19 protein-coding genes and 1 pseudogene are annotated in these 23566 nt (G+C 40.0%); 11 read left to right on the forward strand and 9 right to left on the reverse strand.

What is annotated here, in order from left to right:
* The first annotated feature begins 164 nt into the window (after nucleotides 1–164).
* The 3 genes from AU255_RS12040 to AU255_RS12050 all read left to right on the forward strand — a co-directional run bounded on the left by AU255_RS12040 (nucleotide 165) and on the right by AU255_RS12050 (nucleotide 2419).
* A complete protein-coding gene (locus AU255_RS12040; protein WP_143735917.1) occupies nucleotides 165–1160 on the forward strand; it encodes an IS30 family transposase in 996 nt (331 codons plus the stop codon).
* 147 nt (nucleotides 1161–1307) lie between these two features.
* Nucleotides 1308–1886, forward strand: a complete 579-nt coding sequence (locus tag AU255_RS12045) for a tRNA (mnm(5)s(2)U34)-methyltransferase (protein WP_080523085.1) — start codon at nucleotides 1308–1310, stop codon at nucleotides 1884–1886.
* 167 nt (nucleotides 1887–2053) lie between these two features.
* Entirely contained in the window at nucleotides 2054–2419 is a 366-nt protein-coding gene (locus AU255_RS12050) for a DUF6164 family protein (protein ID WP_080523086.1), read from the forward strand.
* Nucleotides 2420–2785: 366 nt separating this feature from the next.
* On the opposite strand, the gene AU255_RS12055 is transcribed toward AU255_RS12050, so the two are convergent.
* The 3 genes and pseudogenes from AU255_RS12055 to AU255_RS12060 all read right to left on the reverse strand — a co-directional run bounded on the left by AU255_RS12055 (nucleotide 2786) and on the right by AU255_RS12060 (nucleotide 6616).
* Nucleotides 2786–5182 (reverse strand): phosphoketolase family protein, encoded by a 2397-nt coding sequence (locus AU255_RS12055; protein ID WP_080523087.1) that lies wholly within the window; start codon nucleotides 5180–5182, stop codon nucleotides 2786–2788.
* A 299-nt stretch (nucleotides 5183–5481) separates the two neighbouring features.
* Nucleotides 5482–5704, reverse strand: a pseudogene (locus tag AU255_RS19810) (IS701 family transposase); the annotation flags it as partial.
* Nucleotides 5705–5845: 141 nt separating this feature from the next.
* The gene (locus tag AU255_RS12060; protein WP_080523088.1) at nucleotides 5846–6616 is read right to left on the reverse strand and encodes a TatD family hydrolase; all 771 of its coding nucleotides are present in this window, start codon (nucleotides 6614–6616) and stop codon (nucleotides 5846–5848) included.
* Between the two features lie 109 nt (nucleotides 6617–6725).
* Between AU255_RS12060 and mobB the strand changes: the two genes are divergently transcribed.
* Genes mobB through AU255_RS12075 form a run of 3 tightly spaced genes read left to right on the forward strand, consistent with a single transcriptional unit; the run spans nucleotide 6726 to nucleotide 8952 of the window.
* Nucleotides 6726–7250: a molybdopterin-guanine dinucleotide biosynthesis protein B gene (mobB, locus tag AU255_RS12065; protein ID WP_080523089.1), complete on the forward strand. Its 525-nt coding sequence runs from the start codon at nucleotides 6726–6728 to the stop codon at nucleotides 7248–7250.
* Complete coding sequence (moeA, locus tag AU255_RS12070; protein WP_080523090.1) at nucleotides 7247–8479, forward strand: molybdopterin molybdotransferase MoeA; 1233 nt, start codon at nucleotides 7247–7249, stop codon at nucleotides 8477–8479. The genes mobB and moeA overlap by 4 nt, the downstream gene beginning before the upstream one ends.
* A gap of 17 nt (nucleotides 8480–8496) precedes the next feature.
* Nucleotides 8497–8952 carry a peroxiredoxin gene (locus AU255_RS12075; RefSeq protein WP_080523091.1) on the forward strand — a complete coding sequence of 152 codons (456 nt, stop codon included), beginning with the start codon at nucleotides 8497–8499 and terminating at the stop codon, nucleotides 8950–8952.
* 105 nt (nucleotides 8953–9057) lie between these two features.
* Here the strand turns inward: AU255_RS12075 and AU255_RS12080 are convergent, their stop codons facing one another.
* From AU255_RS12080 to AU255_RS12100, 5 genes are all read right to left on the reverse strand, one after another.
* Nucleotides 9058–9651 (reverse strand): TetR/AcrR family transcriptional regulator, encoded by a 594-nt coding sequence (locus tag AU255_RS12080; RefSeq protein WP_080523092.1) that lies wholly within the window; start codon nucleotides 9649–9651, stop codon nucleotides 9058–9060.
* Nucleotides 9652–9690: 39 nt separating this feature from the next.
* A complete protein-coding gene (pgsA, locus tag AU255_RS12085; RefSeq protein ID WP_080523093.1) occupies nucleotides 9691–10248 on the reverse strand; it encodes a CDP-diacylglycerol--glycerol-3-phosphate 3-phosphatidyltransferase in 558 nt (185 codons plus the stop codon).
* Complete coding sequence (gene uvrC, locus AU255_RS12090) at nucleotides 10241–12091, reverse strand: excinuclease ABC subunit UvrC (protein ID WP_080523094.1); 1851 nt, start codon at nucleotides 12089–12091, stop codon at nucleotides 10241–10243. Before uvrC ends, pgsA begins: the two co-directional genes overlap by 8 nt.
* Before the next feature lie 379 nt (nucleotides 12092–12470).
* Nucleotides 12471–13058: a globin family protein gene (locus tag AU255_RS12095; RefSeq protein ID WP_198942598.1), complete on the reverse strand. Its 588-nt coding sequence runs from the start codon at nucleotides 13056–13058 to the stop codon at nucleotides 12471–12473.
* Nucleotides 13059–13121: 63 nt separating this feature from the next.
* Nucleotides 13122–14777, reverse strand: a complete 1656-nt coding sequence (locus AU255_RS12100) for a glutamine--tRNA ligase/YqeY domain fusion protein (protein WP_080523095.1) — start codon at nucleotides 14775–14777, stop codon at nucleotides 13122–13124.
* 149 nt (nucleotides 14778–14926) lie between these two features.
* On the opposite strand from AU255_RS12100, the gene AU255_RS12105 reads away from it, so the two are divergent.
* Nucleotides 14927–15808 carry an ion transporter gene (locus AU255_RS12105; protein WP_080523096.1) on the forward strand — a complete coding sequence of 294 codons (882 nt, stop codon included), beginning with the start codon at nucleotides 14927–14929 and terminating at the stop codon, nucleotides 15806–15808.
* A 124-nt stretch (nucleotides 15809–15932) separates the two neighbouring features.
* Here the strand turns inward: AU255_RS12105 and AU255_RS12110 are convergent, their stop codons facing one another.
* Nucleotides 15933–16472, reverse strand: coding sequence for a hypothetical protein (locus tag AU255_RS12110; protein ID WP_143735919.1), 540 nt, complete (start codon nucleotides 16470–16472; stop codon nucleotides 15933–15935).
* A 480-nt stretch (nucleotides 16473–16952) separates the two neighbouring features.
* Between AU255_RS12110 and cysD the strand changes: the two genes are divergently transcribed.
* The 4 genes from cysD (at nucleotide 16953) to uvrA (ending at nucleotide 23405) form a co-directional block, all read left to right on the forward strand.
* Nucleotides 16953–17861: a sulfate adenylyltransferase subunit CysD gene (gene cysD, locus AU255_RS12115; RefSeq protein ID WP_080523097.1), complete on the forward strand. Its 909-nt coding sequence runs from the start codon at nucleotides 16953–16955 to the stop codon at nucleotides 17859–17861.
* Between the two features lie 51 nt (nucleotides 17862–17912).
* Nucleotides 17913–19541, forward strand: coding sequence for a sulfate adenylyltransferase subunit CysN (gene cysN, locus AU255_RS12120; protein ID WP_080523098.1), 1629 nt, complete (start codon nucleotides 17913–17915; stop codon nucleotides 19539–19541).
* Between the two features lie 78 nt (nucleotides 19542–19619).
* Nucleotides 19620–20507 carry a UTP--glucose-1-phosphate uridylyltransferase GalU gene (gene galU / locus AU255_RS12125; RefSeq protein ID WP_080523099.1) on the forward strand — a complete coding sequence of 296 codons (888 nt, stop codon included), beginning with the start codon at nucleotides 19620–19622 and terminating at the stop codon, nucleotides 20505–20507.
* A 69-nt stretch (nucleotides 20508–20576) separates the two neighbouring features.
* On the forward strand, nucleotides 20577–23405 hold the full coding sequence (uvrA, locus tag AU255_RS12130) for an excinuclease ABC subunit UvrA (protein WP_080523100.1): 2829 nt from the start codon (nucleotides 20577–20579) through the stop codon (nucleotides 23403–23405).
* Nucleotides 23406–23566: the final 161 nt, after the last annotated feature.

A 23566-nucleotide genomic window follows, 5' to 3' on the forward strand; every position in this document is an offset into this window, starting at 1 on the left:
TATAACTTGAGGTGAAGACAATAAAGTCATATATATTGATAATGTTTATAAAGATCCAAGCAATTCAAACTTCCCGAATTCATATAATAACTGCAACACCTCTTTAAAGGGTTAGATGGTATAGTTTCCGTCGACTAAAACCTGAAACTAAAAAGAGGTGCTCAATGAACACGTTTAACCATCTAACCCAAGAGGAAAGATTTTACATTTATACGCAACTAAAACAAGGCTTTTCTAAGAATCAAATAGCCATCACATTGGGGCGTCATAAATCGACTATTGGACGTGAAATTACGCGTAATACAGGTCAGTGTGGTTATCGTTACAAGCAAGCTGAGAGAATAGCTAAACAACGCCATATTGATAAGCCCAAAAACATCAAGATGACGGCTGAGTTACAACAGATAATAACGCCTTTAATCAAAGAGAAATGGAGTCCTGACTGTATTTCAGGACGCTTAAAACAACAAGGTAAGGACTCCGTCAGTCATGAGACTATTTACCGTTATATTTTAGCTAACAAAGCAGCCGGTGGCGATTTGTATACTTATTTGAGGCATCAAGCCAAACCTTATCGTAAGCGATATGGAAAAAATGATTATCGCGGAACGATACCCAGCCGTGTTGATATTGATGAGCGACCACAAGTGGTTGATGATAAAACGCGTTTAGGTGATTGGGAAGCAGATACTGTTATCGGTAAAGGACATAAAGGCGTATTGGTGACGCTGACTGAACGGGTCTCAAAGCTCAACTTCGCCATCTCAATTGAGCGTAAAGAATCTGAATTAACGAAAGAGGCGATTATCAATGCTCTTGAGCCTTTTAAACGTTGGGTTCACACGATTACCTTTGATAATGGACGTGAGTTTTGTGGGCATGAAGCCATTGCAAAAACACTTGACTGCGGCACTTATTTTGCCAAACCGTATCATTCGTGGCAACGAGGTTTAAATGAAAACCACAATGGCTTATTAAGGCAATACTTCCCTAAAAAAGAACCTTTGGATAAGGTAACTCAAGATGAGGTTGATAGTGCAATTACAGCACTTAATCATCGTCCAAGAAAAGGGTTAAATTACAGAACTCCATGGGAAGTATTTTGCCAAATAACGGGGGTTGATATAAATAAATCACAGGGTGTTGCATTAATTGCTTGAATTCGCGCTTGGTCATTGGCATTTCATAGCGATTAGTTAGTTTTTAAAATAATATTTATCAAAATCCTGATAAAAAGATAAATTAATGATAAATAATATATTTTAGATTATTTATGCCTCTCACAATGACAATTTTATAGTTGCATAATGCTCAGCACTCGATTTACCAAACACTCTTTAGTCACTGAAGTGCATAAAACTATTCAGCCGTATTTGTCTGATCAAAGCTTCAGTATTGATGCGACTATGGGAAATGGTCATGACACTTTATTTTTAGCCAGACATAGTCATAAAGTCTATGCTTTCGATATACAGGAGAGCGCAATCAAGACAACGCGCCAGCGCCTGGAAAATAATCACTGTTTGGATAAAGTTAATTTAATTCATGCAGGCCATGAAGAGATGCTTAAACATGTTCCGGTAAATAAAAATTTCGCTGCCATTATTTTTAATCTAGGCTATTTACCCCATTCAGACAGCGCTGTTATTACTCAGGAAAAAAGTACGATAAGAGCACTCAGTGCTGCAATAAGCCTGCTAAGTACGCATGGCATTATCAGTATTATGGCTTACCCAGGTCATACCGGAGGGCAAACAGAATTACAGGCTATTATCCACTGGTGTCATGACTTACATAACAAAGACTTTGTAATTACCTTCATACGCAGTATGCAAGAAACAACTGATTCTCCAAGATTCTTTACTATCCAGCCCCCTACAAATTAAACAAGACATAAACCGGCTCCTTTATCTTGCATTTTCAATCCAAGTCTTAATTGCCCTTTGTCCTGGTATCTTGTCTGGACTTTTTTCTGGCATAAAGATAGCATGAATTAATTAGGTAGATATTGCTTTTCTAGAAAATATTATTAAACATTCAGACTAACACAACAATGGCCCTATTACTTTTTTCTTTACGACATGTACCTGATGATGAAGCAGCTGATATCCGTGAATTATTGGAGGAAAACCAGATCGATTTCTATGAAACCAATGCCGGCAACTGGGGTATCTCGATGCCTGCCATCTGGTTGCGAGATAAACAACAACATGAATATGCCCGTCAACTGATTGATGAATATCAGCAGGAGCGGTGTAAAGTTATTCAAGCAGAATATGCCAGGTTCAAACAGACAGGTGAAGCCAATACTTTTTTAAAGAACCTGTGGCATTATCCCGCACAAACAATTCTGTTTATCTCAGCAATCATTTTGGTACTTTATGTATCAATCAAGCTGGTGCTGGAATTTGGGTTGTAGATTATTCCTTGTTCTCAGCTGAAACAAAGGAACAAGCATAACAGTTACTTAAAGCACGCAATTTTTTTGGAGCGCAGAGGCAGACGGGCATCTGCACTAAGCAGGCAAGGAACCTACGCTCCTAAGATGAAATTTCACATATTCCTAAACACTATACAAACATATAAAATTATCCTTAGATTACCGAGAAAGAGTCTCGATATCTGCCTCACGCAAGCCTGCTATATACTGCGCCACATGCTACCATTAAATTAAGTCGTGCGTAGTGACTGCTTTAATCTATATAAGCGGAATTGAATCACAGATCCATTTCCGCTTCAGTTCTCAGAACGATTTAAACATTTCCATTTTTACAAGTCATGATCCTTAATAAGGCCAAACCCACTGATCATCTTCAGGTTTGTCAATACCATGTTCATAAGCATAGTTACGACAGTCAATTTGTTGATCACGCAGATGTTCTTTAACGTGAGCACCTGAAATCTGTAAAGATGGAATACGATCGATGGCATCTATTGCCAGGCTGAAACGGTCGGTTTCGTTTTGAATAGCCAATTCCAGAGGGGTATTGATACTGCCTTTTTCCTTGTAGCCGCGCACATGCAAATTCTTATGGTTATTGCGACGATAAGCCAGCCTATGAATTAGCCAAGGGTAACCATGAAAATTAAAGATGACCAGTTTATCAGTAGTGAACAAGCTATCAAAATCACGATCCGAAAGCCCATGTGGGTGCTCACTGCTGGGTACTAATTTGTATAGATCCACGACATTGATAAAGCGAATTTTGATTTGCGGAAAGTTCTCACGCAATAAGACAACCGCGGCTAAGGCCTCCTTGGTTGGAATATCTCCCGCACTGGCCATCACTAAATCTGGTTCAAAACCGCTATCGTTACTCGCCCACTCCCAAATACTAATACCTTTGGTGCAGTGCTTAATGGCTGCATCCATATCCAGGTATTGCAGATGTTTCTGTTTATCGGAAACAATCACATTTATATAGTTGGTGCTTTGCAGGCAATGATCTGCAACAGAAAGCAGACAGTTCACATCCGGTGGCAGATAGATACGGGTAACGGATGGGCTCTTGTTGACAACCAGATCAATAAATCCCGGATCCTGATGGGTAAATCCATTGTGATCCTGCCGCCAAACGGTAGAAGTAATCAGCAGGTTGAGCGATGAGATTGCCGCGCGCCAAGGTACATCCTTGGACATGGCGAGCCATTTTGCGTGCTGGTTAAACATGGAATCAATCACATGTACAAATGCTTCGTAGGTAGAGAAGAAACCATGCCGTCCGGTCAGTAAATAACCTTCCAACCAGCCTTCCAACGTATGCTCAGAAAGCATTTCCATTACTCGGCCATCTGGCGATAGTTCGCCGCCGTCAGCATCTTTCGGTAGATAATCCGCTAACCAAGTTTTTTTGCTTGCAGCATAAATGTCGTCCAGCTTGTTGGAGCTATTTTCATCGGGGCCAAAGACACGAAAATTACTCATGTTTTCGCTCATGATATCGCGCAGGAATTTGCCTAGCGGTCGCGTGTTTTCCGCAGTGATTTTACCAGGATTTTCTAGGACCAGCGTGTAATTCCTAAAATCCGGCATACGTAATGCTTTGCGCAACAAGCCACCATTAGCATGCGGATTCGTGCTCATGCGCTGTGTACCTTTAGGCGCCAGCGCCTTAAGCTCGGGGATTAATCTACCGTTGCCATCAAATAATTCTTCGGGGTTGTAACTGCGCAGCCAATCTTCCAGTTGTTGCAGATGCGCTGGGTTTTCTTTTACACCTGCAAGAGGCACCTGATGTGCACGCCAAAATGCCTCCACCTTGTGACCATCGACTTCCTTGGGACCTGTCCAGCCTTTAGGGCTGCGTAAGATGATCATTGGCCAGAGAGGACGTGCTGGAATACCTGTGCGGCGTGCATCTTCCTGAATGCGTCGAATTTCCAACACACAAGTTTCCAAAACACTTGCCATCAATTGATGCATTGTTTCAGGGTCACAGCCTTCCACGAAATAGGGTGTATAACCGTAACCTTGGAACAGACTTTCCAGTTCCTGGTGAGAAATCCGCGACAATATTGTCGGATTATTGATTTTATAACCATTCAAGTGCAATATCGGCAATACCGCGCCATCACGTATAGGATTGAGGAATTTATTAGAATGCCAGGAAGTCGCCAAAGGCCCTGTTTCCGACTCACCATCACCTACCATGACCGTTACAATCAAATCAGGATTATCATAAGCCGCACCGTAAGCATGAGAGATACTATAACCTAGCTCACCGCCTTCATGAATGGAGCCTGGTGTTTCAGGTGTGCAGTGGCTACCGATACCCCCAGGGAAAGAAAACTCCTTGAAAAACTGCAATAACCCCTCTTCATCTTCGCCTTTATTGGGATAAATTTCCGAATAGCTCCCTTCAAGATAAGCCGGAGCCAATACCCCTGGTGCGCCGTGGCCTGGTCCCGCCATAAAAATAGCATCAAGCGCATACTTGTTAATAAGCCGGTTCATATGGATATAGGTAAAGCTCAGGCCAGGACTTGATCCCCAGTGCCCAAGAAGCCTATTTTTAATATGCTCAGGCTTTAAAGGCTCCTTTAAAAGAGGATTCTCACGCAGATATATCATACCAGCGGCGAGGTAATTACAAGCTTCCCAATAAGCATTAATTCTGTGCAACTCAGCTTCATTTAAAGGCGTGCCAGGAGATGAGTTTGTTGAACTATTTGATTCAGTCATAGGTATGCCTTTTTAAAGTGGTTGAAAAAGATAAATTATAGCCAATAGTCAGGAACAAGATAAATACAGTTTATTATAGGAAATTATCTATCGAGATTATGACAATTGTATTAATCAGACTGATGCTGCTCAACATAGGTCGTAAAAATCCAGACCTTAGAACGTCACTTTTTAGGCAGTAACAGAGTTTAAAATAGCTCGCAAAATGCCATAGTTATATTAGATTGTAATAAAACTATAATATTTAATCAATAGAATATCATGTGCTATAAATCGCATGTCACTGATCATTTTAGAAGTTACGCATTGACGACAGGTTGAAATTCTGGGTTTAAATGGCTTATATTTGGCATAAACGACTCAATAAATGAAGCCATGATGTCTTTGAATAAATTTCGTTGCACACTATAGCAATTACTAATTTTCTCCGCGAAGTTCAATTTGCCAATGCCAATCATGTTGTTCGGTAAAATCCCTACTGTCAAAGGACTTGGTTTGCTCGTCATTAGTTAGTGCATGGATACAAGTATAACAGCAGTATCGCTTGCCAAGAGGTGAGCATCAAATAACTTAGGCAAACATTTTTTTGGAACGCAGACTCTCGGCCTGAATTGAGCAGACAAACCGCCTCAAATCTTGATATTTTGTTTTTTATACATATTTCTAAACGTTAAACAAACGCCTAAAATTTTCATTAGACTGCCGGGTAATAATGTCCAGACTGGTTTCACGTAAATCCGCCAAATATTGTGCAACATGTTGCACATAAATAGGATAGTTGGATTTGCCGCGAAATGGAACCGGGGCGAGATAAGGTGAGTCGGTCTCTATTAGATAACGATCAGCAGGGACTTTTTTAGCCACTTCCTGAATTGCTTTAGCATTTTTAAAAGTCACAATTCCGGAAAATGAAATATAAAAATTCAAGTCCATTGCTTGCCGGGCAAAATCCCAATCCTCGGTAAAGCAATGAATGACACCTCCAACTTCATCAGCACCCTGCTCTTTTAGTAAGCGTAAAGTATCTTTAGCTGCATCGCGGGTATGGATAATAAGCGGCTTTCTGGTCGCTTTGGATGCAGCTATATGATTTTTAAACCGCTCATGCTGCCAGGTCAAATCCCCTTCACTACGAAAATAATCCAGTCCCGTTTCGCCAATAGCTACCACACGCTTATTTTCTGCCAAGGCGATTAATTCATCAGTACTGGGGTCCTGCCCTTCATCTACATTAGGATGTACACCTACTGATAAAGAAATATTCTGATAAGGCTTTACCAGATCACTCATTGCGGGATAAGCCTCAAGATCAATGCTAATACATAGCATATGTTCAATTTTATTTTTTACTGTTGCCTGCATAAAACAGGAAAAATCATTCTCATAAGGGGTTAAATCGAGTTTATCCAGATGACAGTGTGAATCTATTAACATGTTTATAAGAATCTCTTGGTAACATTAATTATAAAGTTTTTTACTTGGTGCGCTAAGCCTGGCACCAAGTATAATATGGCTATGTATTACTATAAATGCTTAATCTAACATGAAAAACGCTCTGATCCCAATATTAGGTTTTGCTGCACCAAGCGGTACGGGGAAAACCACCTTATTAACCCAGCTGATTCCTCGGCTAAAGCAACATAATATGCGTGTCGGTTTGATAAAACACAGCCATCATAATTTTCAAATTGATAAACCCGGTAAAGATAGTTTTCGCCTGCGTGAAGCGGGCGCTACTCCCGTTATGCTGGTCTCTAGTCATAGAAGTGCGCTTATTACCGAGTTTGCTACACCAACAGAACCCAGTCTGGATGATCAACTTAAGTATTTTGACCAATCCTGTCTGGACTTAATTCTGGTTGAAGGCTTTAAGAAAGAACACTTCCCTAAAATCGAATTACATCGCCCCAGCCTTGAACAACCGGTGTTTTATCCTGATGACGCCTCTATCGTAGCCATTGCTTCAGATCAGGCGATAGATTTAGAAAGAGAAATTGTCAGTCTGGACCTAAATAATATTCCACAAATAGCAGATTTCATCCTGCATACTTTTTTAAACAAATCATGACGGATTTATGTCATTCAAATTCTTTAATTAGTCTTAGTCAGGCTTTAGAAAACATTTCTAATACACTTTCGCCTGTTAAAGGTGAAGAAGTCGTTAATTTACATACCGCACTAGGCAGAGTATTAATTGAGAACTGCAGCGCTCCTTTTGACCTGCCCGCTTTTCCAAATTCTTCTATGGATGGCTATGCGTTTACTAGTGCAGATATCCAGAAATCAGCATTTGAGTTGATTCAGGCTGGTATATCATGGGCTGGCCGACCTTTTGACGGAATACTTGCTCGCGGTCAATGTGTGCGAATTTTCACCGGGGCAGTTGTACCTGCTGGTGCTGATAGTGTGATTATGCAGGAACTGGTAGAGGCAATAGATTCTACTATCCGTTTCCCTGCTAACACTCAGGCACGTCAGAATATTCGTTTCGTTGGTGAAGATGTTAAACAGCACGAATGTTTATTGCTGGCGGCAAAACAATTAACTGCGATCGATTTAGGCTTGCTTGCCTCTGCCGGTATTTATGAAGTGCGTGTTAAACGTAAAATACGCATTGCTTATTTTTCTACTGGAGATGAATTGCGCCCTGTTGGGAGTCGTTTAGCCGAAGGTCAGATTTACGATAGTAATCGTTATACATTAGCCGCTTTACTCGAAAACCCTTGCCATCAAGTCAATGATCTCGGAGTTATCGCGGATAATAAAGCACAGATCCGCTTAAGCCTGTTGCAGGCAGCACAAAGCCATGACGTGATAATCACTACAGGCGGAGCATCTGTTGGGGATGCCGATTTTATTAAGGAGATTTTAGATGAAATCGGGCGAGTAGATTTCTGGAAGCTCGCCATAAAGCCTGGGAAACCTCTTGCTTTTGGGCGTATTCAGGATTGTTATTTCTTCGGTCTGCCCGGTAATCCCATATCGGTCATAGCCACTTATCAACAAATTGTAACGCCTGCGCTGCGTCAATTAACGGCTTTAACTCATAAGGTCATTCACCTCAAAGCCGTTTGTAAAAGTCCTTTATATAAAAAACCTGGCAGACAGGAGTTTCAACGCGGCGTATTAAGCCAGAATAACTCAGGTGAATTTGAAGTTATCTCTGCAGGTAAACAAGGTTCAAATATATTAAGTGTCGGTAGTCGCGCTAATTGTTATATTATCCTGACAAGTGAACAGGGAAATGTAGACCCTGGCAAACTCGTTCTGGTAGAGCCTTTCAATTTATTTTTATAAACAAGGAGCATTCAAACATGTTAGAACTCCATCAAAAAGCACCTGATTTTGCACTTTATGACGCGCATGAAAAATTGTATCAATTGTCAGATTATCGGAATCACTGGCTGGTTATTTATTTTTACCCGAAAGACAATACCCCTGGTTGTACAAAAGAAGCCTGTGCAATCCGTGATGATAGTGAAGCATTTGCTAACATGAACACCAAGGTCATAGGTATCAGTACTGATAACAGCAAAAGTCATCTTGGTTTCAGCACAAAGCACTCTTTACCTTTTACACTGCTTGCCGATCCTGAAGGCAAGGTCTGTGCTGCTTATGATGCTTTATTTAAACTAGGTCCGATTAAATTCTGTAAACGGCATAGTTTTATTATTGATCCAGACGGGAACATTGTGAAAATATATCGTACAGTTTCACCCAGTTTGCATAGTCAGGAGCTGTTAAAGGATTTACAAGATTTACAAAAATAGACAATTAACTATTCTGAGACTATCCTCAGGAGAATAAGCATTAATATTTTATCGGGTTACATTTTTTAATGCTACGCAATAAAAAATGTAACCCTTCCGAAGGTTTTATTTCTTTACAATAGTTGCCCAGGCGGATAACCAGGCATCGCCTTCATAATAATCAGCTTTCTTTTTTAAATTACCGGTTAACACTTGTTTTAAGGTATTTTCAATAATACCAAAAAAATGACAATAAGCACGTTGCCCATCAATCGCTTTAATCTCGCCTTCCTTAATTCCATTCTGTAAAATTTTAATAATTTTTACAAAAGGGGGCGTTTCCATTATGGGTTTCTCTTCAGGTAAAAATTCACTGATATTTAGCACTAATAGAAACTGCATCACTTCTGGTGCTTCATCAGTTAAACGGAACCATAAATCGACAATTTCTCTAAGCTGTTCTGACGACTTTCGGTTGCGTCTGCGTATATCATCAATCGAAACATTTAACCTATCGATAATCCATAGATATAAGGCCTGGGCAATTTCCTGTTTATTTTTAAAATGCTTATATATCCCGGCACTTGTTTTAACCCCGGAAAGCTCAGCAATTTCAGTTAATGATGTATTAAAATAGCCCTTTTCTGCAAATAATTTCAAAGCCGCAACTAAAATATCATTATGCAGTTCTTCTTTGTCTTTTTGTATTTCCTGATCCATGTTGTTTTTTTTAGATTTATTCCAGTCTATTATTATTGATCAATTTGTCATGGAGCTATAGGCGACTTTTAAATAACTCATCATTGACCAAAGAGTTAAAATTGCCGCTATATACAACATGACCAAACCGAATAATTGCATCGATACGCCCACAAATTCTTCACTATACAACAAACAACCAATGGCAATCATTTGCGCTGTTGTTTTCCATTTTCCTATTTGTGAAACTTTTACTGTCGCGTGCTGGCCAATTTGAGCCATCCACTCGCGTAATGATGAAATCGTAATCTCTCTACCAATAATAACCGCAGCAGGTAGTGTCATCCAGATACTGGACTCTGCCTGAACTAATAAAACTAAAACAAAGGCTACCATAATCTTGTCAGCGACAGGATCTAAAAAAGCACCAAACTTGGTTTCCACTTGCATTTTTCTTGCTAAATAGCCATCTAACCAATCAGTAATCCCAGCTACTATAAAAATAAACGTCGTAGCAATATTAGAGTATTCCCAGGGTAGATAGAAAAAAATGGCTAATATGGGAATTAACGCAATACGTGTTAGAGTTAGTAAAGTGGGTATATTTAAGTTAATCATCTTGATGATGGAATGTATCGTATATTCGTTGCGCTAGTTGTCGGCTAATTCCATCTATACTGCAAAATGCATCAACACCTGCTCTTGAAATTGCTTGCATACCGCCAAACTGCTTTAATAAAATCTGTCGCCTTTTAGGACCTAGTCCTGCAATGGTTTCTAAAATTGATTCTTTTTTTGCTTTTCCCCTGCGAGCTCTATGTCCTGTAATAGCAAATCTGTGCGCCTCATCTCTGATATGCTGAATCAGCAGTAAACCGCTTGCCCCAGGTGTCACATCAATCGGCTGCTCCTGACCAGGTAAAATCATTTTTTCCATACCAGCTTTCCTATCAGGACCTTTAGAAACACCGACTATCATAACACTATTTACCTGTAATTCCGCTAATGCCTTTTCAGCTTCATTCACCTGGCCTTTGCCACCATCAATAAATAATATATCTGGTGCTTCATGTTCGCCCTTAACCAGGCGTTTAAAGCGCCTGGATACTGCTTGATAAATTGCGGCATAATCATCGCCGGGGGTAATTCCGGCAATATTAAAGCGACGGTAAGCCGATTTTACCGGGCCTTCTCGATCAAATACCACGCAAGATGCAACCGTATACTCGCCCCGAGTATGACTAATATCAAAGCACTCCAATCGTTTAGGCATTTCCTGACAACCCAGTTCCTCTTGTAAACTTAAAAATCGTGCGTAAAGGCCTTGTTTATCTGCTAACTTAGTGAGTAATGCATTGTCTACATTTGCACAGGCCATTTGCAACCATTTGGCGCGATCACCACGCACATTAGTTGAAATTGCCACTGCATGCCCCGCATGATCAGTTAATACTTCGACTAATAATCCCTTTTCTTCAGGCGTATGACTGACAATGAGTTCATATGGAACATTTTTATCTAAATAATATTGCGCAATGAATGCTTGCAAAATATTTTCCGGAGTATATTCATCTCTAATTTCAGGAAAGAAAGTTTTATTGCCCAAATTCTGTCCATTACGAATAAAAAAAATTTGCACACAGGCAATACCTGCCTTCGTTGCACAGGCAACGATGTCAACTTCACCACGTTCTCCATGCACATAGTTTTTCTCTAAAATGGTACGTAATTGACTAATCTGGTCCCTGACTTGTGCTGCCTGTTCAAATTCTAGATCGGTAGCCAGCTGGTCCATATCATGTATTAACTTATCAATCAATAAGCTGCCCTTACCTGCCAGAAATAGCTTGGTATTATTGACATCCTCGGCATATTTTTCCTGACTAATCAAACCTACACAAGGTGCCGTACATCGTTCTATCTGATGCTGTAAACAAGGTCTGGAACGGTTTTTATAATACGAGTCTTCACACTGACGTACGGGAAATATTTTTTGTAATTGCTTTAAGGTTTCTCTTACCGCTCCTGCACTAGGGTAAGGACCATAATAATTACCTCTTTTCTTTTTTGCTCCGCGATGTGAACTAATTTGCGGGAATTGTTGTTCAGAAGAGATGTAAATAAAAGGATAGGATTTATCGTCTCTTAAACAGATGTTATATCGCGGTTTATGTTTTTTAATCAGCTGGCTTTCTAGTAATAGTGCCTCGCCTTCCGTGTGCGTTACGGTGACTTCTATACGTTTTATTTTTGCAACCATTACCTGTTGCTTTGGGGATGCAGCACCTTTTCTAAAGTAACTAGAGACCCTGTTTTTTAAATTTTTAGCTTTGCCTATATAAACAATAGTGTCTTTATCATTGAGCATTTTATAAATGCCTGGCAAACGTGTCAGGTTTTTCAGGAAATCTTCTATATCAAATGCCTGTTGACTATTTGCTGTTTTATCAACTTCTGTCATGTAAAGAAACTCATTAACTTTAATAGAGATTTGTCGTAAGTGGTAAACACGGCTATAAGTCACTCCATTGAATAACGACATTACACGTAACAGTAAGCGTAGTCACTGATGCCACTTCAATTTGTAATGAAAATATGGCCCCCTCTCACCGTGCCGTTGACCTATGCACCATATTAATTACGTAAAAAAGGTATCTGACATAAATACCAGCCTAATTGAACTTAATATCGCAAAAAAATATTTCATTTTTATAGAATAAAAAAAGCTAATGCTTAGATTTAGTCAGCTATGTAACGATAATCCAAGTTGCGATTAATAAACACATCTACTAGAAATTTTGCCCTTGATCATATAGTTAGTGAGAATTTCTGTATTAATATCAAGGGTAAGCAGTCTTTTTCATAGTAGAGGCTATCAAACTATAAGCTGTCACCCAGGCATCTTCTACTTCATCGGTAAAATAATCACCCAGATTCTGTTCTAAAACCCATAATAAAGCCGCTCCGACCGTTTCATAATGAGCCGCCTGCACACCATATATAATATGTCGATTACCCATCGCCTGAAGCATAGCTTCAACAGCTTGAAAATCGTCTATAGAGTTGACTACGACATTTAAGGTGGTCATTAGTTTTTCACCTTGAAAATCTAACTTGCCACGAAATAACGATTTAACTTTAGGGTCTAATTCAAACAAGCGTATATAAAATAATTCAGCGAATTTTTCTTTAACAGGCATAATTCGTCGCCAGGAATTTCGAATATATTTTATCTGTTCAGGTGTCAGAGGATATGGCTCTTCCTCTATATATTGTTGTGCGTATCTTGCTTGATTTTTTTTATTTTGAATGAGTAACAAGTACGCTAATAAAATTACCATAAATAAAACACCATACATCATAAGAAAATCCTCATTATTTGCCTGCTTCCCACGTCCAGTTCTGTAAAGCAGTGCTATACGTGACATAAGGTGTCACACACCGTATTCCTGCACTGGACATGGGAACAAACAATAGTATAAAACTAATTACTAAACCCAGGTATCACGTAAAGTAACAGTACGATTAAACACTAGCTTGCCAGCCAAACTATCCTCAGTATCCAGACAGAAATAGCCTACCCGTTCAAATTGAAAACGACTGCCTAATTCAGCTCCCGCAAGACTGGCTTCAACTTTAGCCGCCGCTATAACTTGCAGCGAGTCAGGATTTAAAGCATCACAAAAATTGTCTTCTGCACCCGGATTTGGCACTTTAAATAGCCTGTCATATAAACGCACTTCAGCATTCAGCGCATGAGCAGCGGATACCCAATGAATCACACCCTTTACTTTTCGTCCTTCTGGATTTTTACCTAAAGTGTTTGCATCATAAGTACAACGCAGTTCAACAACTTTGCCCTCGGCATTTTTTATCACCTCATGACATTTAATCACATAAGCGCCACGTAAACGTACCTCGCCACCTGCTATCAGGCGTTTGTACTTAGGAGGTGGCACATCGGCAAAGTCATCCTGATCAATATAAACTTCTTTTGCAAATGGAACTATCCGCTTACCCATTGCTTCAATTTGTGGATGATTACTCGCTTCTAAGTGTTCGACTAGATCATCAGGATAATTTTCAATCACCACTTTTAGTGGGTCTAAAACTGCCATTACCCTGGCGGAAGTATTATTTAAATCTTCACGAATACAGTTTTCCAGAACCCCCATTTCAATCGACGAATCTTTTTTAGTGACGCCAATGCGTTCACAAAAATCACGAATAGCAGACGGGGTAAATCCCGCACGTCTCAAGCCTGCAATTGTTGGCATACGAGGATCATCCCATCCACTCACATGCCCATCAACTACCAGTTGATTTAATTTACGCTTACTGACTATTGTGTATTTCAGTTCTAAACGTGCAAATTCAATTTGCCGTGGATGACAATCAATCGTTATATTATCCAGCACCCAGTCATACAACGGGCGATGATCGGCAAATTCAAGCGTACATAAAGAATGCGTAATACCTTCAATGGCATCTGAAATACAGTGCGTATAATCATACATCGGATAAATACACCACTCATCACCTGTGCGCTGGTGATGTACACGACGGATCCGATATAAAGCAGGATCACGCATATTGATATTAGACGATGCCATATCAATTTTGGCACGTAATAAATATTGACCATCGGCAAATTCACCCGCACGCATACGGGCAAATAAATCCAGATTTTCTTCTATACTGCGATTGCGATCAGGACTTTCTTTACCCGGTTTAGTCAGAGTGCCCCGATATTCCCGAATCTGATCAGCATTTAAACTGTCAACATATGCCAGACCTTTTTCTATCAGCTCTACAGCATAATTATATAAAGCTTCAAAGTAGTCAGAAGAGTGCCTTAACTCTGCCCATTCAAACCCCAGCCAGTGCACATCTTTTTCGATTGCACGCACATATTCAATGCTTTCTTTTTCAGGATTGGTATCATCAAAACGTAAGTTACATAAGCCATTATTTTCAGCTGCAACACCAAAATTCAAGCAGATTGATTTAGCATGGCCTATATGTAAAAAACCATTGGGTTCAGGAGGGAAACGAGTTATAACTTCCCTATGTTTGTTTTCAGCCAGGTCTTTTGAGATTATTTGACGTATAAAATTTGTAGCAGGAATGCTTTCAGGTGTTGACATTGAGTATATGGATCAATTGTTAGTTAAAGCACATTGACTATAACAATGCGCATGATAAAGGGTGATTTTATCTTGTAATCTGGAGCATTAAGATACCATAATATATTGCGATAGCAACTATAATCACCCTATTCTATCAAGCAAATTAAATGACTATTATGCAAGCGCCTAAAACCAGAAAAATCAAGGTGAATTACAATACCGGTGAGCATTTGTCACCCTGGCGTGAATCACTCAACGACATTATTTTTGGCGCCGAAACTCAGACAGGGAAGTTTTTCGATATCGTGCTGATCATCGCCATTGCTATTAGCGTGTTATCGGTTATGCTCAGTAGCGTAGACGCAATTCACAAGGAATACAGCAAGATATTTTTTTATACCGAATGGACTTTTACCATTTTATTTAGCGTTGAATATATCTTACGTTTAATCTCGGTACGTCAACCTAAACTCTATGTACGCAGTTTTTTCGGGATTATTGATTTACTGTCCATCTTACCTACTTATATAGGTCTGCTGCTACCCGGCATAAAATACATGCTGATTATTCGCATACTGCGCTTATTAAGAATTTTTCGTATTTTTAAGCTGGCCGAATATGTTGAAGAAGCTGAAACCCTGATGACTGCATTAAAAAACAGCAGTCAAAAAATTCTGGTGTTTTTGTATACTGTTTTAACTCTTTCCATTATATTCGGCTCTTTGCTTTATGTGGTTGAAGGCAGTGATTCAGGCTTTACCAGTATCCCAAAATCTGTGTATTGGGCGATCGTTACCCTAACTACCGTGGGCTATGGCGATATTGCTCCACAAACGCCATTAGGCCAGATTATTGCTGCTATTATCATGATTATGGGTTATGGCATTATCGCAGTACCTACCGGGATTTATAGTGCTGAACTCATCAAGTCTTATTATCCAGCGAAAATCTCGAATGACGCTTGCCCTAATTGCGGAAAAATTGGCCATGATACTGATGCAGACTTTTGTAAGTATTGCGGCGGGAGTTTAGCTGAAGTTAATGAATGAAACATCACACAAGCTAATCTGCCATACACATCTAGGCAATTGTTACTCTGGAGAGTAGATTTTTGCCTGCCCGAGTAACAAGCTGCAGACAGGATAAAACCAACTCCCCCAATGCTATGTGTGATTAATGCCACCCGCCATACTGCGTGGTCGGATCACCACGAAAACCGGTAGAGGTTTTATTTGCATCAGGCACACCCACAGTGCTATCAGCTGCCAAAACCATATTCGCACGAGTATAGCCACCTAACTCCTTAGCTCGATTAGCAATTTTAGTTGTTAACGGACTAATATCATATCTGGATACTGCCGTTGAAATAACCACCGCTTTTAACTTTTCGGAGCTACCTTTAGGATTAACTGTGATCACAATCGGCAAGGTCGTTCCAGCTGGAATTTCAACGCTATAATTTTTACTATTGTCCAGGCTGGCAGTAGCAACCACACGGCCAGTCTCATCCACTACGTTAATATCACCTTCCCGAACGGGTCCTTTTTCATCTAAAACAGTGCCTTTCAGTACCTTAGCTTGTTTATATTTTTGCACTGAAACCTTAATAGCTGGTGATTTTTTTTGCTGATCACCGCAAGCACTTAAAAGCAGACTCGTCATTGATGTGATAAATACCGCTTTGATCATTTTATTTTTATTATAAACATGCATGAGCAACTTCCTCTCTATTAATTAGTATTCGAACTTGACTTGAGCATGAACACACCCGCCCCTTATAAAAGTTGTATCATTATATCGCAATGTACTCATTATTTTATTGCTTGCTTAATGTCTTCCACTCGGCGTCACTATGGGCTATTTGAATTAATTTATTTCCGCCTGTAAATCTTTCTTTTTTTTAAAAAAATTTTATTTTACCTTAATTTAAACCTGGTTACCTGAACAAATGATCTGCCCCTAATTTTAGATGTTAACATTCAATCGTTTCCACCCAAAGCTAGTACAGTGTGAATTTATAGCCCTATATCTTGAATTCTAGATACCATAGATGTATTAGCATTTATTTATTTAATAATGCTTCTGGCATTGAAAGCTTAATCAAATTAAAATGATGAAGATATATTATGAACTAAGTGTGATTTTTCTAAATTCACGCTTTTTAACCTCTCATTTTGAACTTAACCTCTATTGATGACAAATCATAAACTGACCCACCTGAAAGAACTGGAAGCTGAAAGTATCCATATTATTCGTGAAGTTGCAGCAGAATTTGACCGTCCGGTAATGCTTTACTCTGTGGGTAAAGATTCAGCGGTAATGTTGCATTTAACACGTAAAGCCTTTTATCCAGGAAAACCACCTTTTCCATTGATGCATGTTGATACCACATGGAAATTCAAGGAAATGATTGAGTTTCGTGATAAATATATCAAAGAACTCGGTTGGGATTTAATAGTTTATTCAAATCAAGATGGTATCAATCAAGGTATCGGACCGTTCACCCATGGCAGCAAAAAACACACTGACGTGATGAAAACCGAAGGTTTAAAACAGGCACTGAATAAGTATAAATTTGATGCTGCTTTTGGTGGTGCGCGACGAGATGAGGAAAAATCTCGTGCCAAAGAACGTGTTTATTCATTTCGCGATAAAAATCATGGATGGGACCCTAAAAATCAACGTCCTGAGTTATGGAACATCTATAACGGCAAAATTGACCAAGGCGAAAGTATTCGTGTTTTCCCTATTTCTAACTGGACAGAGCTGGATGTATGGCAATACATACACCTGGAAAATATCCCGATTGTTCCGCTTTACTTTGCTAAAAAACGTCCCGTTGTTGATAAAGATGGCATGTTAATAATGGTCGATGACGATCGCATGCCAATCGGCCCTGATGATAAAATTGAAATGAAAATGGTACGTTTCCGTACTTTAGGTTGCTACCCGTTAACAGGCGCGGTGGAATCAACTGCCACTACGCTACCAGAAATTATTCAAGAAATGTTATTAACCACCACGTCTGAACGTCAGGGTCGATTAATTGACCATGACTCAGCAGGCTCAATGGAGCAGAAAAAGCGTGAAGGCTATTTTTAATAAATTTCTCTTTTCGATTTTTGCTTAATCTCATTTCAGGAAATAAACACCATGTCTCACCAATCTGACTTAATTAGTACCGATATAGACGCTTATCTGGCGCAACACGAACGCAAAGAATTATTACGTTTTTTAACCTGTGGTAATGTCGATGACGGCAAAAGTACGCTGATCGGTCGCTTGTTATACGATTCAAAAATGATCTATGAAGATCAATTAGCAGCCGTGCAGTCTGACAGTGTTAAATCAGGCACTACGGGGGCAGGAAAAATAGATTTAGCACTATTGGTTGATGGTTTACAGGCAGAGCGTGAGCAAGGTATTACTATTGATGTTGCGTATCGTTACTTCTCTACCACAACGCGTAAATTTATTATAGCGGACACCCCGGGGCACGAGCAATATACGCGTAATATGGCAACCGGCGCATCCACGTGTGATCTTGCCGTTATTTTAATCGATGCGCGTTATGGCGTACAAACGCAAACCAGACGTCACAGCTTTATTGCTTCATTATTGGGTCTTAAACATATCATTGTCGCTATCAACAAGATGGACTTAATGGACTATAGTGAAGAAGTCTATGAAAAAATAAAGGCTGATTATTTAGACTTTATTAAGGAACTGGATGGTTTAGATGATATCTACGTTATCCCACTGTCTGCTTTAGACGGTGATAATGTGGTCAATAAAAGTACAAATATGCCCTGGTATACAGGTAAATCCATGATGGAAACTCTTGAAACAGTGGAAATTTCAGAAGATGGCAACTTTCAAGACCCGCGTTTTCCAGTGCAATATGTTAACCGCCCTAACCTCGACTTCCGTGGTTTTTGCGGCACAGTTGCCTCAGGCGTTTTCCATAAAGGCGATGCAGTAACAGCCTTACCATCAGGAAAAACCAGTACCATCAAGTCTATAGTAACTTTTGATGGCGAGCTTAAAGAAGCTTTTCCGCCTATGGCTGTGACCTTAACACTCAACGATGAAATTGATATTAGCCGTGGCGATACTATTGTCAGTAGTGATAATCTTCCAAGCGTAGCTGATAAATTTGATGCCAGTATCGTCTGGATGACTGAAAATCCACTGATTCCAGGCAAGCAATATATTATTAAATTAGCCACTCGCAGTGTTTCAGGGTCAATTGCCAATATTCAGCATCGTATCGATGTTAACACCTTAGAACACCACGATGCCAAAGAGTTAAAACTGAATGAAATAGGTGTCTGCACTGTTTCGGTCAATGCACCTGTAGTCTTTGATGCCTATAAACGAAGCAAAGGCACCGGTGCCTTTATTATCATTGACCGCCTGACTAATGTCACAGTGGGTGCCGGAATGATTTCCGGTCAAAGCATGAATGCTGAATTAAGCCATGTCAGTGCCGAAGAACGAGCCGCACGCTTTGGACAAAAAGCAGTTGCAATTGCTTTGACAGGCACAGATAGCGAACAAATAGCTTATCAATTAGAAAGAAAATTATTTGACAATGGTCATGCAGCGACTGTTTTAGCTGCAGACTTAGTCCAAATTGATGCCGCGATTTCAGTAATTAAACAGGCTGGCTTGATTTGCCTGTGTACTATCGATGCAAGCTGCGATCTCAGTTTTGACACTGATAAGATCACTCTTGACCAGATTCATTTAGCTCTAAAAAAGCAAAATATCATTCTATAATAATTTTTTTTAATATATTGAGCCGAGCTGTACAAAGCTCATTTTATAGAACTTTATCAATAAATAAGGAACAATTAAATGTCAAAAAAAATCACTAAGGCCGTATTTCCGGTCGCTGGAATGGGAACCCGTTTTCTACCTGCCACCAAAGCTAGTCCCAAAGAAATGCTGCCTATAGTCGATAAACCGTTGATACAATATGCGGTAGAAGAAGCTGTTGCAGCTGGCATAGACACAATGATTTTTGTTACCGGTCGTAACAAACGCGCAATCCCGGATCATTTTGATAAATCTTACGAACTAGAAAACGAATTAGCTGCAAAAGGCAAAACTAAGGAATTGGAAATGATACAAAATATCATTCCACCACATGTTTCCTGTGTTTTTATACGTCAATCTCAAGCATTAGGCCTTGGGCATGCTGTTTTGTGTGCAAAACCTATTGTCGGCAATGAACCTTTTGCAGTTATTTTAGCTGATGATTTAGTCGAAGATGCTGAGCGTGGTTGTATGGCACAAATGACACAATTATTTGCTCAACAATCCTGCTCTATCCTAGGTGTTGAAAGAGTTGATCCGAGAGAAACAGATAAGTACGGTATCGTACAAATAGAAAGCAATGACACTTCTGCAAGTAAAGTGACCTCTATTATTGAAAAACCGAAGCCTGATGCCGCACCGACAAATCTGGCGGTTATTGGACGCTATATATTAACCCCCGCTATTTTTGATAAAATTGAAAAAACAGATAAAGGCGCTGGCGGTGAAATTCAGCTCACCGATGCTATTTCTGAGTTGCTGAAAGACGAAAAAGTATTGGCTTATGAATTTGAAGGTACTCGATATGACTGTGGTTCTAAATTAGGTTTTTTAATTGCAACCGTAGAACATGGTTTGCTACATAAAGATTTAAAAGATGATTTTCTTGCTTACCTAAAGTTACTTGCAAAAAAACATAACAAATAAACTTGTGTATGCTTTTTCTTTGTCTCTGGGGAAAAGCGTTTTATACTTCCCCATTTATTATATTCGCTGATGGATACAATTAGCATACGTGGTGCTAGAACGCATAATCTTAAAAATATCGACCTTGATTTACCTAGAGACACATTGATTGTTATTACCGGTTTATCCGGTTCAGGCAAATCATCACTCGCTTTCGATACCATTTATGCTGAAGGACAACGCCGATATGTAGAATCCTTGTCGGCTTATGCCCGCCAATTCCTTTCCATAATGGAAAAGCCTGATGTCGATCATATCGAAGGCTTATCTCCTGCTATCTCCATAGAGCAGAAATCCACATCACATAATCCTCGTTCCACAGTAGGAACCATCACCGAAATCTATGATTATTTAAGGCTTTTATATGCTCGGGCCGGCACACCCTGTTGTCCTGAACACGGGCTGTCGCTTGCAGCACAAACTATTAGCCAGATGGTTGATCATGTACTGGAACAACCTGAAGGTGAACGTTGGATGCTCTTGGCACCTGTGGTAAATGATCGCAAAGGGGAGCATATTCAATTACTGGAAGACTTGCAGGCACAGGGCTTTATTCGTGCGCGTATTGATGGAGTGGCTTATGAACTTGATGAGTTACCCGAGCTGGACGGCAAGAAAAAACATACCATTGAAGTCATAGTTGACCGTTTCAAAATTCGTGAAGATATAAAACTTCGCCTGGCTGAATCCTTTGAAACCGCTTTAAGAATTGCTGATGGTGTGGCTACTGCAGTTTGCATGGATGACGACCGCAAGGATCCCAGGCAACTGATTTTTTCGGAAAAGTATGCCTGCTCACAGTGTGGCTATAGCATTACCGAACTAGAACCGCGCATATTTTCCTTTAATAACCCCAAGGGAGCATGCCCAGCTTGTGATGGTCTGGGTATCAAACAGCATTTCGATCCTGAGCTTGTAGTGCATAATAAAGAACTCAGCTTGGCCGCTGGCGCAGTGAGAGGCTGGGACAGACGTAATGCCTATTATTATCAAATAATCTGCTCGCTTGCTGAACATTTTGCTTTTAGTCCTGAAACACCTTTTCAAGAACTGAGTGAGGAAATTCAGCAGATCATTCTTTATGGGAGTGGACGTAAAGCGATAGACTTCACCTTTGTTACTGGTAGTGGTAAAAAGCGTAAAAAACGGCATAGCTTTGAAGGTATTATCGCCAATATGGAGCGCCGTTATCTGGAAACAGAATCTCAAGTGATACGTGATGAATTAGCAAAATATCAGACAAATATACGCTGCCCAAGTTGCCAGGGCTCACGTTTAAATATGGCTGCTCGCAATGTATTTATCGACTCCAGGCCACTTTACGAAATTACAAGACTACCCATTCGACTGTGCCTGGTTTTTTTTCAAACACTGCAACTACCTGGACAACGAGGCCAAATTGCTGAAAAAATTGTTATTGAAATTCAGCAACGCCTGGAGTTTCTGGTTAATGTTGGCCTTGATTACCTTACTTTAGATCGCAGTGCCGATACCCTGTCTGGTGGTGAAGCTCAACGCATTCGTCTGGCCAGCCAAATCGGTGCGGGACTGGTAGGCGTAATGTATGTTTTAGATGAACCTTCTATCGGTCTACATCAGCGTGATAATGATCGCTTGCTAAAAACACTATTTAGACTTCGCGATTTAGGCAATACTGTGATTGTCGTGGAACATGATGAAGATGCAATTCGTGCAGCACAATATATCGTGGATATAGGTCCCGGTGCCGGTGTTCATGGAGGGCAGATTATTGCTCAGGGAACACCTGAAGATGTGATAAATAACGAGCATTCAATTACCGGACAATACCTTTCTGGAAAACTTGCCATTACCGGTCCTAGGCAACTTACAGCGAAAAATGATAAACAACTGATTACAGTACGTAATGCACACGGAAATAATTTAAAAAATATCGATGTCAACTTCCCTATCGGTCTATTTACTTGTGTGACAGGCGTATCTGGTTCCGGTAAGTCAACACTTGTTAATGACACTTTATACCGCTATGCAGCCCGCGCCATTAATCGCGCCACCACCTTACCTGCACCTTGTGATGCCGTCGAAGGGTTAGAAGATTGCGATAAAGTAGTTGATATAGATCAAAGCCCAATTGGCAGAACACCTCGCTCTAATCCAGCCACCTATACGGGATTATTCACCCCTATCCGTGAACTTTTTGCTGCCACTCCCGAATCCCGTTCTCGTGGCTATACACCCGGCAGATTCAGCTTTAATGTTAAAGGGGGACGTTGTGAGTCTTGTAGAGGCGATGGTGTTGTCAAAGTAGAAATGCATTTTCTACCTGATGTTTTTGTACATTGTGATATCTGTGCAGGTAAACGTTATAACCGTGAAACACTGGAAATTCGTTATAAAGGCAAAACCATTAATGAAGTTCTGAAGATGACCGTTGAAGAAGCCTATCTGTTCTTTAAACCAGTCCCCGTTTTGGCGCGTAAACTGCAAACTATGCTAGATGTCGGCTTGAGTTATATTACCCTTGGGCAAAATGCGACCACCCTGTCTGGCGGTGAAGCACAGCGTGTTAAATTATCCAAAGAACTCTCCAAGCGTGATACCGGAAAAACACTCTATATTCTGGATGAACCTACTACCGGTCTACATTTCCACGATATACAACAATTACTTAATGTCCTGCATACCCTGCGCGACCATGGCAATACTATAATTGTTATCGAACATAATCTGGATGTTATTAAAACAGCAGATTGGCTAATTGATATAGGCCCTGAAGGCGGTGATGGCGGTGGAACTGTGGTCGCTGAAGGAACACCAGAGCAAGTATCAACTATGGAAAAATCCTATACAGGTCATTATCTAAAACGTTTTTTTAATTAGTGTTTATAATAATAGGGAATTACTGAAACAGCTTATTAAATACGCCTAAAGCCACGTCGAATAACCGCTTGTTAAGGATAGTTTTTAGTAATTAGCAGACAAAAAAGAATTCTAGTATTTGGATAAGGCATTGCTTGCGTGCCTTTTAACATTTCCTACAC

The sequence above is a fragment of the Methyloprofundus sedimenti genome (assembly GCF_002072955.1).
GTDB lineage: Bacteria > Pseudomonadota > Gammaproteobacteria > Methylococcales > Methylomonadaceae > Methyloprofundus > Methyloprofundus sedimenti.

What these genes read in the sequence shown, in the direction of transcription:
- moeA (WP_080523090.1), top strand. Translation starts at nt 7,247, where the DNA reads ATGACGGATTTATGTCATTCAAATTCTTTAATTAGTCTTAGTCAGGCT.
- cysD (WP_080523097.1), top strand. Translation starts at nt 16,953, where the DNA reads ATGACAAATCATAAACTGACCCACCTGAAAGAACTGGAAGCTGAAAGT.
- AU255_RS12050 (WP_080523086.1), top strand. Translation starts at nt 2,054, where the DNA reads ATGGCCCTATTACTTTTTTCTTTACGACATGTACCTGATGATGAAGCA.
- AU255_RS12055 (WP_080523087.1), bottom strand. Translation starts at nt 5,182, where the DNA reads ATGACTGAATCAAATAGTTCAACAAACTCATCTCCTGGCACGCCTTTA.
- AU255_RS12045 (WP_080523085.1), top strand. Translation starts at nt 1,308, where the DNA reads ATGCTCAGCACTCGATTTACCAAACACTCTTTAGTCACTGAAGTGCAT.
- galU (WP_080523099.1), top strand. Translation starts at nt 19,620, where the DNA reads ATGTCAAAAAAAATCACTAAGGCCGTATTTCCGGTCGCTGGAATGGGA.
- AU255_RS12075 (WP_080523091.1), top strand. Translation starts at nt 8,497, where the DNA reads ATGTTAGAACTCCATCAAAAAGCACCTGATTTTGCACTTTATGACGCG.
- uvrA (WP_080523100.1), top strand. Translation starts at nt 20,577, where the DNA reads ATGGATACAATTAGCATACGTGGTGCTAGAACGCATAATCTTAAAAAT.
- mobB (WP_080523089.1), top strand. Translation starts at nt 6,726, where the DNA reads ATGAAAAACGCTCTGATCCCAATATTAGGTTTTGCTGCACCAAGCGGT.
- pgsA (WP_080523093.1), bottom strand. Translation starts at nt 10,248, where the DNA reads ATGATTAACTTAAATATACCCACTTTACTAACTCTAACACGTATTGCG.
- AU255_RS12095 (WP_198942598.1), bottom strand. Translation starts at nt 13,058, where the DNA reads ATGTCACGTATAGCACTGCTTTACAGAACTGGACGTGGGAAGCAGGCA.
- AU255_RS12080 (WP_080523092.1), bottom strand. Translation starts at nt 9,651, where the DNA reads ATGGATCAGGAAATACAAAAAGACAAAGAAGAACTGCATAATGATATT.
- AU255_RS12105 (WP_080523096.1), top strand. Translation starts at nt 14,927, where the DNA reads ATGACTATTATGCAAGCGCCTAAAACCAGAAAAATCAAGGTGAATTAC.
- AU255_RS12100 (WP_080523095.1), bottom strand. Translation starts at nt 14,777, where the DNA reads ATGTCAACACCTGAAAGCATTCCTGCTACAAATTTTATACGTCAAATA.
- cysN (WP_080523098.1), top strand. Translation starts at nt 17,913, where the DNA reads ATGTCTCACCAATCTGACTTAATTAGTACCGATATAGACGCTTATCTG.
- AU255_RS12060 (WP_080523088.1), bottom strand. Translation starts at nt 6,616, where the DNA reads ATGTTAATAGATTCACACTGTCATCTGGATAAACTCGATTTAACCCCT.
- AU255_RS12110 (WP_143735919.1), bottom strand. Translation starts at nt 16,472, where the DNA reads ATGCATGTTTATAATAAAAATAAAATGATCAAAGCGGTATTTATCACA.
- AU255_RS12040 (WP_143735917.1), top strand. Translation starts at nt 165, where the DNA reads ATGAACACGTTTAACCATCTAACCCAAGAGGAAAGATTTTACATTTAT.
- uvrC (WP_080523094.1), bottom strand. Translation starts at nt 12,091, where the DNA reads ATGACAGAAGTTGATAAAACAGCAAATAGTCAACAGGCATTTGATATA.